Raw genomic sequence first — 16374 nt, forward strand, 5'->3', positions numbered from 1 at the left:
TGAGGGTAATCAGGAAATGTAATCGCTTTTATAATGGAGAAGCAAGGAATTGATAACGAGGGGGAAAGGCTTTGAAAACAACAAAAATGCTTCGTCTAAGTCTTGCAATGCTTCTATTGTCATCTTTGGCAACAGCCTGTTCCGGGAATAACGGGAACAACGCCGGTGCAGAAACAACCAGCAAGCCCGATTCAACGAACAGTGCCAATACCGGCACTGAGGAAGTCAAAAAGGACAAGGTTACGTATACGATCTTTAACGGTGTTGCCGGCTCTAAGGATGGAAATACCAATGAGACGACGATCGGCAAAATGCTGGAGGATCAGACAGGCACCAACTTCAAGCTGGAGTTTCTCGTCGGCGACCTGAACACCAAGATAGGAACCATGATTGCCGCTAACGAATATCCGGATGTGCTGATTCCCGACGCGGCTATAGAAGAGGTATTGAACGCCGGCGCGTTTATTCCGCTCGACGATCTGATCGAGAAGTACGGACCGAACATCAAGCGCGTTTACGGCGACGACCTTGACCAGATGCGTTCCGCAGACGGCAAATTGTATTTCCTGCCATTGTCCGCCCAGGTCGGCGAGTTTGTGCCGGACCCCGAACCGACAGCAGCCTTCTGGGTACAGCGCCGGGTGCTGGATGAAGCAGGATATCCAAAGATCAAGACGCTGGATCAATATATGGAACTGATTGAGAATTATGCGGCGAAGCATAAGGATGAAGGACTGACCGGCATGGTGTCGCTTACCCATGACTGGAGATTTTTTGCCACCGCCAACCCGCCGATGCATCTGCTGGGATATCCGAATGACGGTAACGTGATGGTCGACCCGGCTACACTCGAGGCCACAACCTATTCCGGATCAGACGGAGCCAAACAATGGCTGCAGGCTCTGAATACGCTCAATTCGAAGGGGATGTTTGACAAAGCCTCCTTCGTCGATAACTACGATCAATACATTGCCAAGCTGACTTCCCATAAGGTGCTCGGGTTCTTCGATTACCGCTGGCAGGTACAGACCGCGCTGAATGTGCTGAAGGATGCAGCCCGGAAGGACCCGTCGCTCGACGGCTACAATTACTTCCCTCTGCCGGTTACCTTTGACGAAAGTATATCCGATGCTTATGTTGATGGTCCTGGCGGCCTGGTTACCAACCGCGGGGTCGGAATTACTGTCAGCGCTAAGAATCCGGAGCGGATCATCCAGTATTTTGACAATATGCTGAAGGAAGAAAATCAGATTCTTATCTCCTGGGGCATCAAAGGCGAAACCTATGAAGTCAATGAAGAAGGCCGCTATTACCGGACCCAGGAACAGATCAACAAAATCGACGAGGCCTTTAACGAGAAATTCGGCTTTAAGTATTACAGCTGGAACTGGCCAAGCTATGGCGGCAACTCAACGCTGTCTGACGGCAATGCCAAAGGCGTAGGTTATCAGCCGGAAGTATTCCAGATGAGCCTCACCGAAAAGGATAAAGAAATCCTGGCCAAATATGACGCCCAGACCTATACCCAAATGTTCGCCAAACCGATCGACCGTCCGTGGTATCCGGCATGGGGCTTCGTAAAGGAGCAGAATTCACCGGAATTGATGTGGGAGACTAATAAAGATGAGCTGACCAAAAAATATTATCCGAAGCTGGTTCTCTCCTCCCCGGACAAATTTGATTCCATCTGGAGCGATTTCCAGAAGGAATGGGGCAAGCTGGATACAGCCGGCTATGAAAAATGGACTACTGAGCAAGTGAAGAAGAAAGTAGATATGGGCAAAGCAAGCAAGTAAAGGAGATGAAGGGCGGCCGGAGCATTGGCGCGGCTATGGCTGCCGGCTGCCCTTTTTCCTCGGTAATCCGTACAGGGGCTGGAGGAGATAATGAGATGAATACAAAAACAATACTGGCAACGCCTCAAACAAAGACTGACCAGAAGCCTGCAGGCCTTCGGCTGTTTCTGAGCAAGCTGGTGAAGCAGCGGGTGCTCGTGTTTATGTCGGTTCCGTTTTTGATCTGGCTGTTTATATTTAAATACCTGCCGCTATGGGGCTGGACAATCGCTTTCCAGGATTACCGCCCGGCGCTTGGCTTCTGGGATCAGAAATGGATCGGCTTTTCGCACTTCAAATTTTTGTTCGGTGACGAACGGTTCCTCCGGGTGCTTCGCAATACGCTTGCTATGAGTTCGATTAATCTTATACTGGGTTTTTTAACCGCCATCGTACTGGCCTTGCTACTCAATGAAATCCGTCAGGTTGCCTTTAAGCGCATCGTACAGACGGTCAGCTATTTACCCCACTTTATTTCCTGGGTGGTGGCGGCAAGCATTATTCAAACCACCTTGTCCCCGGACGGTATTATTAATCAGCTGCTGATCTGGGCAGGGTTCATTGACAAGGGGCAGGAGTTCCTGTTTCTCGGAATTCCGCATTTTTTCTGGGGAATCTTCGGGGCAAGCTCGGTCTGGAAGGATATCGGCTGGAATACGATTGTGTATCTGGCGGCTATGACAACCATCGATCCGTCGCAGTATGAAGCCGCAGAAATGGATGGTGCAGGACGGTTCAAGCGGATGTTCTACATCACGCTGCCGGGCATTAAAAGTGTTGTTGTCGTACTGCTTATAATGAACATCGGCTATCTGCTGGAATCGGGATTCGAACCGCAATATTTGCTGGGGAACGGCATGAATGTAGACTATTCGGAGAATATCGATATTTTCGTGCTGAAATACGGGATTGCCCAGAGCAATTTCTCTCTTTCCATCGCAGCCGGCATGTTTAAGACGATCGTCAGCTTTATTCTGCTGTTCGTGGCGAATTCCGTTGCCAAACGCGCTGGCGAGTCCAGGCTGTTCTAGACGAAGAAGGAGGGATTTGAAGTGGAGAAAAGAAACCGGATCCGGACATCCAGGGGCGATAGAGTATTCGAGATTTGCAACTTTATCTTTATGATTCTGCTGATGATCGTTACACTCTATCCGTTCATTAATATACTTGCTGTTTCTTTAAATGATGCGCAGGATTCGATCAAGGGCGGGATATACCTGTTCCCGCGTGCTTTAACCCTGGATAATTATCAGTATGTATTTAAAGAAGCAACCATTTTCCATGCGACTCTCATTTCCATTCTGCGCACGGTGATTGGTACAGTTGTTACGGTACTGGGTTCAGCCATGGTGGCGTACACAATCAGCCGGGAGGATTATGTGCTGCGCAAATTCATTACAATTGCCTTTATTCTGACAATGTACTTTAACGGAGGATTGATTCCAAACTACCTTCTGATGCGCGATATGAATCTCGTCGGCAGCTTCTGGGTCTACATCCTGCCGGGCCTTATCGGTGTATTTAATCTGATCATTATCCGGTCCTTTATAGAAAATTTGCCGGAGAGCATTCTCGAATCCGGGAAAATCGACGGAGCCGGCGATTTCAAAACCTTTATCAGTATCGTGCTTCCGCTAACCCTGCCTGTATTGGCTACCGTAGCCTTATTCTCAGGGGTTTATCAGTGGAACTCATGGTTTGACGTATTCCTGTACAATTCTTCGAAGATTAACCTTAGCACCCTGCAATACGAGCTGCAGAAGATCCTGCAAAATTCCACAGCCAGCGCAGGTACCTCAAGCATGGACGGCATGATCAACGGAGCGAACGGATCGCAGCAGGGTGCAGTTACGCCGTTATCGGTCCGGGCGACGATGACGATCGTCGCTTCGGTGCCTATCATTATGGTCTATCCGTTCCTGCAGAAATATTTCGTCAAAGGCATGATGGTCGGCGGTGTAAAGGGCTGACGATAGGGAAGCCACGTTATCTTTACTGTTCAAGCTGCCGGAATTTTCGGCAGCTTTTTCTTTGTTTTTTTAGACTATAAGAATATGAGGATAGGTCAACGATCGGTTAGTTTAGGTCATGGACTTCAATCCTCCCGTGTACCTATAATCGAATTGACTATTGATATCTTCTATTAAAAAGGGCGGGATGACGTGGCAAAAAAGCAAGGAATAAATCCATACCTTCCTTCATGGGAATACATCCCTGACGGTGAGCCTTATGTATTTGAAGGCCGGGTGTATATTTACGGCTCGCATGACCGGTTTAACGGACACGTGTTTTGCTTGAATGATTATGTCAGCTGGTCTGCCCCGGCGGAGAACCTGGCTGACTGGAGGTATGAGGGGGTCATTTACCATTCCACGGATGATCCCCTCAATCCGGAAGGAAGCATGTGCCTGTATGCCCCTGATGTTACTGTCGGGCCAGACGGGCGGTATTATCTGTACTACGTGCTTGATAAGCTTCCCATCGTATCGGTGGCTGTATGCGATACGCCCTGCGGCGCATTCAGCTTCTACGGCCATGTGAAATATGCCGACGGGACACGGCTCGGAGAACGGGAAGGCGATGAGCCCCAGTTCGATCCCGGTGTCCTTACAGAAGGTGAACTTACCTATTTATATACCGGGTTTTGCGCACCGGGAGATAAGTCGAGAAGCGGCGCCATGGCTACGGTATTAGGCCCCGATATGCTTACCATCCGGGAGGAGCCTGTATTTGTCGCGCCGAGTGAGCCCTACGCTGCCGGAACCGCTTTTGAAGGACATGCGTTCTTTGAAGCGCCTTCCATCCGTAAGAGAGGAGACACCTATTACCTCATCTATTCCTCGGTTGCCATGCATGAGCTGTGTTATGCGACCAGCAAACATCCTACGAAGAACTTCGAGTACCAGGGAGTCATCGTAAGCAACTGCGATCTTCATATTGGTACATACAAGCCGGCTGCCAAACCGATGTATTACGGAGGTAATAACCACGGCAGCATCGTAGAGGTCGATGGAGCCTGGTATATTTTTTACCACCGGCACACCAATGGAACTGCGTTTTCCCGGCAGGGCTGTCTTGAGCCCATCCATTTCCTCGAAGACGGAACAATTCCCCAGGTTGAAATGACATCCTGTGGTCCTAACCGGGGGCCGCTTGAAGGTAGAGGGGAATATCCGGCATATTTGGCATGCCACTTGTTCTGTAATGCAGAAGAAATGTATACCGGCGGCTTTGGCCGTTCCGGGGCATGGATGGACAGCCGCTTCCCGAAAATCACGCAGGATGGGCGGGACGGCGATGAGGAAACCGGTTATATTGCCAACATGACGGATTCGGCTACCGCCGGGTTTAAATATTTTGATTGCCAGGGCGTTCAAAAGGTGCGGATCAAGGTGCGGGGCTATTGCCAGGGCGTGTTTGAAGTGAAAACAGCGTGGGATGGACCGGCCCTTGGGCATATTGCCGTAGGCTTCACCAACGTCTGGACAGAATATGCCTCGGAAATCAGCATTCCTGACGGGCAGCAGGCCCTGTATTTCACCTTTTCCGGTAATGGAAGCGCCAGCCTTGCCTCAATTGCCCTGGATTAACTTATGCTGAATGAAGGAGAGAGCAGCAATGAACAGAAATATCCAGGATTTTGAAGTGTCAGAGGCTCCGGCTGGATTTGACACTGAACGGGAAGCTATTGCCCGGGGAATGATTCAGGTGATTGAATACCCTTCTGGAACGGTAGGCCGTAACCGGCAAGCCAGGATATATACACCGCCCGGATACTCAGCTGATCAGGAATACAGTGTGCTTTATCTGCTGCACGGAATCGGCGGAGATCAGAATGAGTGGTACACGTATGGCATGCCTCAGATCATTCTTGATAATCTGTATGCTGACGGGATGCTTAGGCCGATGATCGTCGTTTTTCCCAATGGAAGAGCAATGTGGGATGACCGGGCGGAGGGGGATATTTTTGATGAAGAGAAGATCCGGGCGTTCGAAACGTTTGAGGCGGAATTGTTCGGGGATCTTATCCCTTTTATAGAAGCAAATTATCCGGTCCTGACGGACCGTCAGCACCGGGCCATTGCCGGATTATCCATGGGCGGCGGGCAGGCCCTGAATATCGGGCTTGGCAATCTGGACAAGTTCGCCTGGATCGGGGCATTCTCTCCTGCGCCGAACACCAGACAGCCTGAAATACTGGTTCCGGAGCCTAAGCGGACTGCGGAGCTGCTGCACCTGCTATGGATATCGTGCGGGAACCTGGATTCGCTGAAGCATGTCAGCAACAGGACACACGAATACCTGTCGCAGCATGCTGTACCGCATATCTGGGTGGAGGAGCAGGGCGATCACGATTGGCCTGTCTGGAAAAGCGGATTGTACCAGCTGGCTAAACGTCTCTTTTAATGAAGCAAGAAGACAGGGCAGTGATTTCCCGTTAACGGGAGAGTCACTGCCCTGCTTTGTTTACTGCTTATTTATTGGCCATTGCCTCTGCGCGCAATTTCACGATTTTTTCGGCCTTCACTGTATCTGCAGCAAACACATCCGTCCAGCCGAGACCGTTCACATCCGATTTCAGCTTGGTCCACAGCTGGTCGAATTCCGTCTGATTTTTGGCGAAAATCATTTTCCAGGAGGTATCCTTTACATAATCGGAAATCTGGCTCCGTTTATTCTTGATGTCGGAAGAGTCGGTACCGAGGCTCGTATTGATATTAGGGACAATATCAATCATATTATTTTTCTGATAATAATCAGTCGGGTTGACGGCATTGAACATACTCTGCCATTCGGTTGTAAGTGTAGTTTTATTAGCCTCTATTGTTGCGTTCCAGTAGTCCTTGTTGTAGAATTCGCCGGTATCGGGATCCACTGCAAAATCACCGATAATCATGCTGTTGATTTTGCTTTGTCCATCCTGATAGCCGCCGCCGCCATACTCGTCGGGAACAGGGGTATTATCCTGGAAGGCGGTCTGGCCGACTTCAGTCAGCTTAAATTTACCGTCCGCGGTTTTTTCATAATTGAAGCCTTCCATACCATTGGTGTAGTAGCGCAGCCCTTCCGGGGAAGACATCCAGTCCATGAATTCCATAATACGGTCCGGATCTTTGGCTTTGGAGCCGATGGCAAAGACGCGTCCGTTGCCGAAATAAGCATCACTGTTCTGAATAATATGGGTGTCGCCGATCGGAATAGCCACATTTCCGTCACCCTGCGCGCCTCTTTGCGGCGTGTTATAGAACCCTCTCTGCCATGAATACCATAACAGGAGCACCTGTTTATTGGTCAATTTTTCGGACACCTTGTTCCAGTCCTGGGTTGGTGAATCCGGATCGACAAGCCCTCTCTGGTTGGCATCAAAATAAAACTGGAGGATTTTCTTATACATGCTGTTATCATCAATGAGCGGAACGATGTCGCCCTTGGCATTCAGCTGTATGGTTGAGGTTCCGTCCGGCTGCTCATAGCCGTACCAGTTGCTCAGCCAGCGGACGTTTTCCATGCTCCCGTTATCCCAATCCTTCCATAGTGTAATAGGAGAGATAGGTTTTCCGTCAGCCGTAGCCGGATATTTCTCGTGCATAAGCTGCAGCGCATCCAAAAGGTCAGTCAGATTATTCAGCTTGGGCGACCCGATCCCCTTATAATAATCCCAGGGCATGAGCGGGCTGGAATATGGGATTTCCTCCGAGAAGGTGGTCGGCGAGGTATCGGCTACAAAGGTCGGCAAGCCGTAAATTTTACCGTCCGGATTCACTTTGTCAAAGGCCGCATTAAAAGGCTGGAAATGCTGGTCTACATATTTGGACAGGTGCTGCGTATTCTTGACCTTGTCGGTAATATCCATGATAAGTCCGGCAGGTATCAGCTCCTCCAGCTGACTGTTGTCAATAATCAGCAGATCACCGAGATCCCCGGCTGCCGATCTTGTTTTGTAGAGCTGATCCCCTGCAACCTGGGGGGAGAGAATATTCAGTGTGATATTAAATTTGTCCTTGATCAGCTTTCCGTACCAGCCCGTCTGCTCTCCCTGATAATTGGCCGCATTGTTAAACACGGTGATGGTAAGCGGTTTGCTATGATCGGGGCCGTTCCCCGGGTCTGCCGACTGGTTTGCCGGATTCGCAGAATCGGTTGCGTTTGCTGCCCCAGAATTGCCTGAATTCCCGCCGCATCCGCTCAAAGCTGTTGTTCCCAGAAGCATACAGGCTGCGAGTGCAAATACGGTCTTTCTGCGCAGTTTATTCTTTTTACTCATATACAACCCCCCTGAAGTAGTAAGCTTGTATTATAACGGCGCCCTGCTTGGCCTTAGCCTTTCACAGCCCCGATTATAATTCCCTTCACAAAAAACCGCTGGAAAAACGGATAGACCAGAAGAATGGGCGCTACAACGATGATCGTAACTGTCATGCGGATCGATGTAGTGGTCTGCTTGGTTGCGAGGCTTGCCATTGCCGTTGATCCGGCATTCTGCAGGTTAACCATGGTGGACAGTGAACTGGCCTGATTGATGTAGTTGTAGAGGATAAACTGCAGGCTGTACAGCTTGTTGTCCGTAACCAGCAGCAGCGTATCCTGAAAGGAGTTCCACTGGTTCACTGCCGAGAAGATCGCAACGGTCGCCAGAATAGGCTTGCTGATAGGCAGAATAATTTTGAAAAAGATTGTCATCGTTCCGGCTCCGTCAATACTGGCTGCCTGCTGCAATTCCTTCGGCGTGGATTCCACAAAGGTTTTTACCAGAATGATGAAGAAGGGGGCGACGATGGAAGGCAGAATGTATGCCAGAAAATTGTTGGTAAGATGCAGCGACCGCATGGTCAGATACCACGGAATAATACCGGCATTGAAGAACATGGTGATGATCGTGAAGCGGTACCAGAATTTTCTGCCCCACATGTCGTCCTGGGAGAACATGAAGCCCAGAAATGCAGAAGCTCCCACTGTCAGCAGGGTGCCTATGACCGTTCTTCCTAATGAAATGACAAAGGCATTCCATAAGCCGGGAATCTTGAACACATCAATATAATTCTGAAAATGAACTTGCTTCGGAAGGAAGATTATCTCACCTTTGGCGCTAAGATCGTTTGCACTGATCGTATTGATGATGATGGAATAAAAGGGATAAATACATACGAAGGTGAACAGAGAGAACAGCACATAAATGGTAATGGAGATCAGCTTGTCGGCTGTGCTGACCTGCATTCTGCTTTTCCTGGAAAAGCGGCGGCTGCTCTTTGCTCCCGGTTCCGTTCCCACGCTGCTCATACGATGCCCTCTCCCCTCAGTAATTTTGAAAGTCCGTTTACGGAAAAGAGAAGCACCACACTGATCAGGCTCTTGAGCATGCTGATGGCAACCGAAACGGAGTAGCTTCCGCCACCCATGGCCAGGTTGTACACATAGAGATCCAGGACCTGAATACTCTCCTTGTTAAATGCATTTTGAAACACAAAATATTGCTCCAGGCCATTATTAAGGAAGCTTGCAATCTGGAGCATCAGAAGCACGAAGTAGGTTGGCAGCATGCTAGGCAGCACTACATGCCGTATAACCTGCATTCTCGTTGCCCCGTCTACATAAGCGGCCTCATAGAGAGATTCATCAATCCCCATAATGGCGGCAATGTACAGGATGGCTGACCAGCCCAGTGTTTTCCAGGTGACCCAGACCCATTGGGTGATCCAGACATGCTCCGAGCTCTGAAGGAAGAGCACAGGCGAATCTATAAGCCCGATCTGATGCAAAAAGCCGTTGACGATGCCTTCACTCGAAAACATGGTAAAGGCTAAAGAGTAGACCAATACCCAGCTGATGAAGTTGGGAAGAGTGGTAACGGTCTGAATAAATTTCCGGAACCGTACCGCCTTTATTTCAGTCAGGAAAATGGCAAAGATCATGGGAAGCCAGGAGAACAGGATGCCCAGTCCGCTTATACCAAACGTGTTTTTGACCACCTGCAGCAGCTGATCTATCTTGACTTGATTTTCTACCAGAGAGTGAAACCATTTAAAGCCGACAAAAGGCGACTTGGACAAAGGGATGGGCGGCATATAGTCGAAAAAGGCATAGACCCATCCGTATAGCGGATAATAGGCAAAGACGGCCAGTAAAATCATAAATGGCAGGATATAAAGAAATTTGCTTACTGATCTGCTTCCCGTACTGTATTTGGGACCAGTCATCCAATCCACCCCTTGTGTCTATTTTGCGCGTTCAACAAAACCGTCTTTCTTTTTTTGTTAACGCTTACACAACTATGGGTTTATGATAAAGGTTCATTTTCCTGCGAACAATGACCTATCCTCACTGGTTATTGATCTATTGTTAGATGGGGCCTGATTTGCTTCGTTAGCGGTTGTTTTTGCCGGAGGCGGAATCTATTATATAGAATACCGGGGGGCTGAATAGAAGGCAGGAACGGGAGGAGAGGGCCGGATGAACCAGATTTACTATATTGAGACAGATGCAACGCATGAGAGCAGTTTCGTATTCGATATTCCCCAGGGCCATCCGTGCTGGCTGCTGGTTATCACCAAAACCCCTGCCCAATTCTGGGTTGACGGGCATATGAAGGAATACCCGGCACACTGTGCCATCCTGTATGAGGCTCACCAGAAAATTTATTACCGGGCCTGCGGGGGGCAATACGTTAACGACTGGCTTCGTTTTTCTTCCGATGAGACTTACATTTCAAAAGCGACACTGCCGTTCGGAGTCCCGTTTGCACTCGATGATCCGGAGTACTGCAGCAAGCTTTTTGAACTCTTGATCATTGAACATAACTTTAACAGGGACTACAAGGAATCCTCCGTTGATTGCTTGTTGCGCACGCTTTTCAATAAACTGCTGGAGTCTTATCATCATGAAGGCTTCCGGGCCCAATACTATAACCTGTTGAAGCTCCGCACTGCTATTCAGACTAATCCGGGCGATCATTGGACGGTTTCAAAAATGGCTCAATCCCTGCAGCTAAGCGCAGGTTATTTACAGAGTATATATAAAAAGACCTTTGGCATCTCATGTATAGAAGATGTTATTAACAGCAGAATCCGTTTGGCAAAAGAATATCTGCTCCACAACACCCTGAGCATCGCTGAAGTCGCTTTTCATTGCGGGTATCATAATGTGGAGCATTTCTGCCGGCAGTTCAAGCAATTTACAGGATCATCTCCCGGAAAATTTCAAAGCGGTAATGATGGCATTACCAATCGGGATCTTCCGGCGGATTCCAATTAAAAGGGGAGAGAGGGGGCGAAAAAGGGCATCCTTTAAGCCCTTCTCTTATCTGTCAAAAATAATCCCGGAATCAAAATAAACGCCAGCACAACGGTGGATACCAGGAACCCGGCATGATAACCCTTTAACCCGTCAGCAACCGTTGGCTGCAGGCCTTGGATGACTGTTGCCACAACAGTTGCGATGACAGCAGAGCCGAAGCTTGCTCCAAGATTCTCAATAATGTTAATCCCGACGCCTGCTTCCGCAAGCTGCTTGCTGTCTAGTCCTGTATAGGCCTCGCTCGTTAACGGGAGGCTGATGCCCCCGATGCTGGCCCCGCGGACGAACAGGACGATGGAGATCCAGATCATGCTGGTTGTATCGGTAATGAAGATTAGCGGGATTGATCCGATCAGGGAAAGGACGAGGCTGACGAGCACCACGTATTTGGCACCGATCTGATCGATCATTTTGCCAAGGAAAGGCCGGGTAATAAGCATCCCGACTCCCTGGGGGATCAGAGCGATGGCAGTTTCGATTGCCGTGAAATGACGGAAGTTCTGAAAGAAGAGGGGCAGAATCAGCATCGGGCCCATGATCGCAATGTTGGCCAGGAACAGGCCGATGCTGGAGGCTGTGAAGCTTGTATGGGCAAATAAATTCAGCGGAAGTACCGTCTGATTTTTTCTGATCCGGTTATATGCCAGATAGATAATAGCCAAGGCAAGACCGATGCCGGTCCAAAGCATGGTTTCGCGGTTATTGAAGGAGGCGTGATCGGCTGCTGTGGTAATGCCGTAGATCAGGGCTGCACTCATAGAAGACAGAACAAGGATCCCGAACAGATCGAGCTTACTTTCTTTGTTGAAGGGCTCGAAGTCAGGGATCTTTTTCATCATCAGCGGTGCTGCAATCATAACAACGAACACGTTGATGAAGAAAATCCAGTGCCAGGATGCCCCTTGCACGATGAAGCCGCCGATTACCGGTCCCAGGATGGGGCCGAAGATCATCGGGGTGCTGACGATAGCCATGACCCGGCCGAGATTGTCCGGACCTGCGGTTTTGACCAGAAGGGTGAACATCAGGGTGGTAATGACTCCGGCGCTAAAGCCCTGCAGCAGACGGAAGCAGATGAAGCTGGATATGTCCCAGCTGAATCCCACCAGAGCGGAAATGACGCCAAAGGCGATAACGGCGCCGACGAACACTTTTTTACCGTTAAATTGATTCATCAACCAGCCGGATACGGGGACCGCAACCGCGAGGGCCAGAACATAGCCTGTAATCGCCCACTGGATGATATGGAGGGTTGTGTTAAAATCCCTGGTTAGCTGATCTATAGCGATGTTCACCATTGTAGAGTCAAGCATCGGGGCGATTGCTCCAAGGGCTATGGCCCAGGCTGCAATGAGGATTTCTTTGGGTAATGCTGCCGTCTGTACATTTTCATTTGCCATGTTAATCTCCTAAAAAGTAATTTAGTTTCCTTGTCAACAAAACAATAACCTGATTTAGTTTCCTTGTCAACAAAAAAAGATCAATAAAAAACAGCCCGTTCTTATTAGAAGGGGGCTGCTTTTATAGATATGAGCTGCTGTTGGTTTAGATAGTTATCAGTCCAAGCTGTCTGACTTATTGATATCCAGACCCTGTTTCCTGATTTCGGCATCCAGATGCCGGCTGTACTTGTCGATGAAGCTGAGCATACTGTCATATTGCTCCCCGGTTACCTGCTCAAATACGGCTTGATCCCGCTCGCGGAACTCGTTGTGCAGCTTCTCGTGTATATTAAATATGGTTCTGCCCTGCTCAGTCAGCTTGAAATAAACCTCTTTCTTGTTATCCTGCTTCCGGTAGCTTTCGATAAGGCCTTTATCGGTAAGCTTTTTGGTTAATTTGCTGATGGCACCTTTGGTCATATACAGGGACTCCGCGAGCTTGGTCACATTGGAATCCGCATTTTTTTCGATACATTCAATGCAGTGAACCTCGGACGGCTTACAGCCTCTGAGACTCTCTTCCATCTTCGATTTATTAATCCAGGCCATCTTGTTAAATAAGTCCCGGAACTGCAGCATGACCTGATCCTGTTTATTAATGGCTAGTCGCCCCCGTATGCGTTATAAGATTATTGAGTTTTTAAAAGAGAATGCATTACATTAGTATAACTTGATTTTAGTTCATACAATATCTTTTTACAAAAAATTGACTGTTATGCTAGACTCAACAAGACATTATTTTCTTAACGATTTGCTCAGGAGGATATCTACCAGATGGCTCATATATTAGTGGTTGAGGATGAACAGCCGATCAGTGACCTGATTACGATGAACCTTAAGCTGGTCGGGCATACGTATGCCAAGGCTTATAACGGTCTGGAGGCGGCGGACATGCTGGAGCAGGAGCGGGCGGATCTGATTCTGCTCGATGTGATGCTTCCGGGACTGGACGGGTTTGCAGTGATGCAGCGGATTGCCCATTTGCAGATCCCGGTAATTCTGATTACGGCCAAACATGCGCTGGCTGACCGGATTAAGGGGTTCGAGCTGGGTGCGGAGGATTATATTATCAAGCCGTTTGAAATGCTGGAGCTGCTGGCCCGCATTAATGTCGTGCTGCGCAGGAATGAACAGGCAGTGCCGGCGTTTGTCTGCGATGGTGTGGAGGTGCGGTTCGCGGAGCGGCAGGTCCGTGTGGACCAGCAATCGGTCGATCTGACTGCCAGGGAATTTGAGCTGCTCGAAGTGCTGATCCGCAACCGTAATATTGCCCTTTCCAGGGAAAAGCTGCTGGAGCTGGCCTGGGGCTATGATTTTGCCGGTGATACCCGCACTGTAGATGTCCATATCCGTCAGCTGCGCAAAAAACTGGGCTGGGAAGAGCGGATCAAAACCGTATTCAAGCTGGGCTACCGCCTGGAGGTTCAGGTCTAGCATGCGGTTCTGGCATAAGATTCTGCTCGCCGTACTTGTTCTTTTTATTGTTGCCCTTGATGTAAGTGTCATTATGGTGATGAAAAAAAGCTGGCAGCTGAATATGGACAGCGAAACCAGACGGGCGGCGAGCGAGCAGACGTTAATCGCAAACAACATATTTGAAAATCTCGATTCGATCCGTGCACGTGGCAATACCCTTACTCCTGTCCTGCTGGCCAGCGTGGCGCAGTCGTACGGGGATTATTACCGCGGCCAGGGAATCGGCCTTGAACTGCGGGAGAATGGGAGATTGGTTTATCCCAGCCCCCGAGGCGGCCAGGCTGGCGGCATGGATGAGGTGGGTGAACAGGCAATCCGGTTATCGATGCCGCTGCCTGCTCCGTACCAGGATCTGGAGCTGACCTATAACCGCGATATCAGCGGGCTATATGCCCAGCAGCAGGAGCTGAACCGTTTCTTCGTGCTGATCAACTGGATTGCCGGACCGGTGCTGGCGCTGCTGCTCTACCTGCTGATCCGACGGCTGACGAAGCCTCTGAAGCAGCTGTCAGAGACCGCCCGCACGATCGCCGAAGGCGACTATTCGAACCGGGTGGAGCTGCGCAGCAGGGATGAATTCGGGGAGCTCGCGGTTCACTTCAACCGGATGGCTGCTGCAGTGGAGCAGCGCATGACCGAGCTCTCCGATATGGCGGAGGAGAAGCAGCGGATGGTCGATAATCTGGCCCATGAGCTGCGCACACCGCTGACGAGCATGCAGGGCTTTGCGGAGTTTCTTACCTCGGCCAACATCGGACAGGAAGAACAGATCAAGGCCGGCCGTTACATCTGGAGCGAAACAGTCCGGCTGAAGAATCTGGCCTTTAAGCTGCTGGATTTGTCCGTTCTCCGGCACCAGCCTCTGGAACTTTCCGAAGTGGAGGTATCCGGTCTGTTCGAGGCGGTGAGGCAGACAGAGGAGCATAGATTAAAAGAGCGCGGCATTCCGCTGGAGATAGAAAGCTCCATTCAAGCCGTGCGTGGAGATGCCGATCTGCTGGCATCCTTTCTGGTGAACCTGATCGAGAATGCGGTTCACGCCTCCCAGCCGGGCAGTCCGATACGCCTGCTCGCCTATGAGCAGAATGGAGAAGCTGTGCTGGAGGTGCGCGATAGCGGCAGCGGAATGACGGCGGAGCAGAGTAAACGCGCCTTCGAGCCATTCTACCGGGCAGACCCGGCGCGTTCGCGCCTGTACGGTAACGCCGGGCTTGGTCTGTCCTTATGCCGGCAGATTGCCGAGGCGCATCAGGCCCGGATTGAGCTGGAGTCTGTGCCCGGGCAAGGGACAAGCATCCGGCTTATTTTACAACTCCATAACAACTGGCCTCCTACTCTATAACATCCCGGGATTAAGGTATAGACAGATTAAACATCCCAGATCCCGATGGAGGTCATTCAATTGAACAAAAAGAAAATGTATGCCGGAGCCGTTGTTCTATTCTCAGGAGGCGTGCTTGCCTTAAGTGCTTTTCTCGTCCCCGGCATTGTGAATTCGCAGGTCATTGCAGGGAACGGTCCGGCCGTTCAGGCCAAGGTTCAGCCCGCAGCGTCAGGAAGTGCAATTCCTGTATTGAAGGTGGAAGCACCGGCTCCGGTATCTACGGTAACAGCTGATCTGCTTAAAGATATGAGCGAAGCGCAGATTGAGCAGATTTACGATTACATCAATAAGCCCGGGCTTGAACCCGGCATCTCGGGCAGGGAGATAACCGAAGCAGAAATAAAACGCAGACTGGTGCTGGAAGATAAATATGTGTATGAAGGGCTCCGCCCGGAGCAGCCGCTGCCGCTTAAGGCCGGACAGGCAGAGGTGTATGTGGATTTAGAGACGCACACGTACACCTACCCGGAACGGACAATGACTGACGAAGAGCTGCTGCAGCTGATTGACTGGTCCTACCGGCTGAATTATATCGCTGCCCGGCACAATGTGACTGCCCCGCCCGTGGCGCAGGACATCAGCGAGACTGAAGCGAAGCGGCTGGCTGCAGAAAGTGTAAACAAACTGTTCGATGCCGATGTTTCCAAGCTGGAGACAAAGACCCTTCTGGCTGAGCTAGGAGCGGACAAGCAGCTAACCTGGACTGTGCATTCGGCTCCATACAAAGCCGGCACCCTGCACGGGCAGGGGAAGGAATTTCAGGAGTACCACGTGATTATTGACGCCAAGAACGGCGATGTGCTGGATACGACGGTCATCAATGGGGTGCTGAACAGAACACCCATTGATGACGCAGCTGCAAACCGCATTGCGAAGGATGCCAGCTGGATTCACAAGGCTACCCAGATCGTGATGAACAAGCAGGGGGAAAAGCGGGCAATCGTCA

General features: G+C 50.2%; 14 protein-coding genes. 9 read left to right on the forward strand and 5 right to left on the reverse strand.

Annotation, left to right across the window (positions count from 1 at the left end; all coding sequences use genetic code 11):
* Nucleotides 1-86: 86 nt before the first annotated feature.
* From AWJ19_RS08060 to AWJ19_RS08080, 5 genes are all read left to right on the forward strand, one after another.
* Nucleotides 87-1796, forward strand: a complete 1710-nt coding sequence (locus AWJ19_RS08060) for an ABC transporter substrate-binding protein (RefSeq protein WP_068722743.1) — start codon at nt 87-89, stop codon at nt 1794-1796.
* Nucleotides 1797-1891: 95 nt separating this feature from the next.
* On the forward strand, nt 1892-2866 hold the full coding sequence (locus AWJ19_RS08065; RefSeq protein WP_068722745.1) for an ABC transporter permease subunit: 975 nt from the start codon (nt 1892-1894) through the stop codon (nt 2864-2866).
* Nucleotides 2867-2887: 21 nt separating this feature from the next.
* Nucleotides 2888-3805, forward strand: a complete 918-nt coding sequence (locus AWJ19_RS08070; protein WP_068722711.1) for a carbohydrate ABC transporter permease — start codon at nt 2888-2890, stop codon at nt 3803-3805.
* 192 nt (nt 3806-3997) lie between these two features.
* Nucleotides 3998-5425 carry a family 43 glycosylhydrolase gene (locus tag AWJ19_RS08075; protein ID WP_068722713.1) on the forward strand — a complete coding sequence of 476 codons (1428 nt, stop codon included), beginning with the start codon at nt 3998-4000 and terminating at the stop codon, nt 5423-5425.
* A 28-nt stretch (nt 5426-5453) separates the two neighbouring features.
* The gene (locus AWJ19_RS08080; protein ID WP_068722715.1) at nt 5454-6242 is read left to right on the forward strand and encodes an alpha/beta hydrolase-fold protein; all 789 of its coding nucleotides are present in this window, start codon (nt 5454-5456) and stop codon (nt 6240-6242) included.
* A 67-nt stretch (nt 6243-6309) separates the two neighbouring features.
* Here the strand turns inward: AWJ19_RS08080 and AWJ19_RS08085 are convergent, their stop codons facing one another.
* Genes AWJ19_RS08085 through AWJ19_RS08095 form a run of 3 tightly spaced genes read right to left on the reverse strand, consistent with a single transcriptional unit; the run spans nt 6310 to nt 10030 of the window.
* Nucleotides 6310-8100, reverse strand: a complete 1791-nt coding sequence (locus AWJ19_RS08085) for a hypothetical protein (RefSeq protein WP_068722717.1) — start codon at nt 8098-8100, stop codon at nt 6310-6312.
* A 53-nt stretch (nt 8101-8153) separates the two neighbouring features.
* Nucleotides 8154-9113 carry a carbohydrate ABC transporter permease gene (locus tag AWJ19_RS08090; protein WP_241781654.1) on the reverse strand — a complete coding sequence of 320 codons (960 nt, stop codon included), beginning with the start codon at nt 9111-9113 and terminating at the stop codon, nt 8154-8156.
* Nucleotides 9110-10030 carry an ABC transporter permease subunit gene (locus AWJ19_RS08095; protein WP_068722719.1) on the reverse strand — a complete coding sequence of 307 codons (921 nt, stop codon included), beginning with the start codon at nt 10028-10030 and terminating at the stop codon, nt 9110-9112. Before AWJ19_RS08095 ends, AWJ19_RS08090 begins: the two co-directional genes overlap by 4 nt.
* Before the next feature lie 253 nt (nt 10031-10283).
* Between AWJ19_RS08095 and AWJ19_RS08100 the strand changes: the two genes are divergently transcribed.
* Entirely contained in the window at nt 10284-11084 is an 801-nt protein-coding gene (locus AWJ19_RS08100; protein WP_068722721.1) for an AraC family transcriptional regulator, read from the forward strand.
* A gap of 32 nt (nt 11085-11116) precedes the next feature.
* Here the strand turns inward: AWJ19_RS08100 and AWJ19_RS08105 are convergent, their stop codons facing one another.
* Together AWJ19_RS08105 and AWJ19_RS08110 are read right to left on the reverse strand one after the other, a co-directional pair.
* Entirely contained in the window at nt 11117-12526 is a 1410-nt protein-coding gene (locus tag AWJ19_RS08105) for a DHA2 family efflux MFS transporter permease subunit (protein WP_068722723.1), read from the reverse strand.
* Between the two features lie 156 nt (nt 12527-12682).
* Nucleotides 12683-13168 carry a MarR family transcriptional regulator gene (locus tag AWJ19_RS08110; protein ID WP_068722725.1) on the reverse strand — a complete coding sequence of 162 codons (486 nt, stop codon included), beginning with the start codon at nt 13166-13168 and terminating at the stop codon, nt 12683-12685.
* A gap of 174 nt (nt 13169-13342) precedes the next feature.
* Here AWJ19_RS08110 and AWJ19_RS08115 point away from each other — a divergent pair, with 174 nt between their 5' ends.
* From AWJ19_RS08115 to AWJ19_RS08125, 3 genes are all read left to right on the forward strand, one after another.
* Nucleotides 13343-14002, forward strand: a complete 660-nt coding sequence (locus AWJ19_RS08115; protein WP_068722727.1) for a response regulator transcription factor — start codon at nt 13343-13345, stop codon at nt 14000-14002.
* 1 nt (nt 14003) lies between these two features.
* Nucleotides 14004-15386 carry a HAMP domain-containing sensor histidine kinase gene (locus tag AWJ19_RS08120; protein WP_068722729.1) on the forward strand — a complete coding sequence of 461 codons (1383 nt, stop codon included), beginning with the start codon at nt 14004-14006 and terminating at the stop codon, nt 15384-15386.
* 60 nt (nt 15387-15446) lie between these two features.
* On the forward strand, nt 15447-16374 hold a 928-nt coding region (locus AWJ19_RS08125; protein ID WP_068722731.1), incomplete at its 3' end, for a hypothetical protein.

The sequence above is a fragment of the Paenibacillus sp. DMB5 genome (genome assembly GCF_001517085.1).
In the GTDB taxonomy this organism is placed as follows: domain Bacteria; phylum Bacillota; class Bacilli; order Paenibacillales; family Paenibacillaceae; genus Paenibacillus_AQ.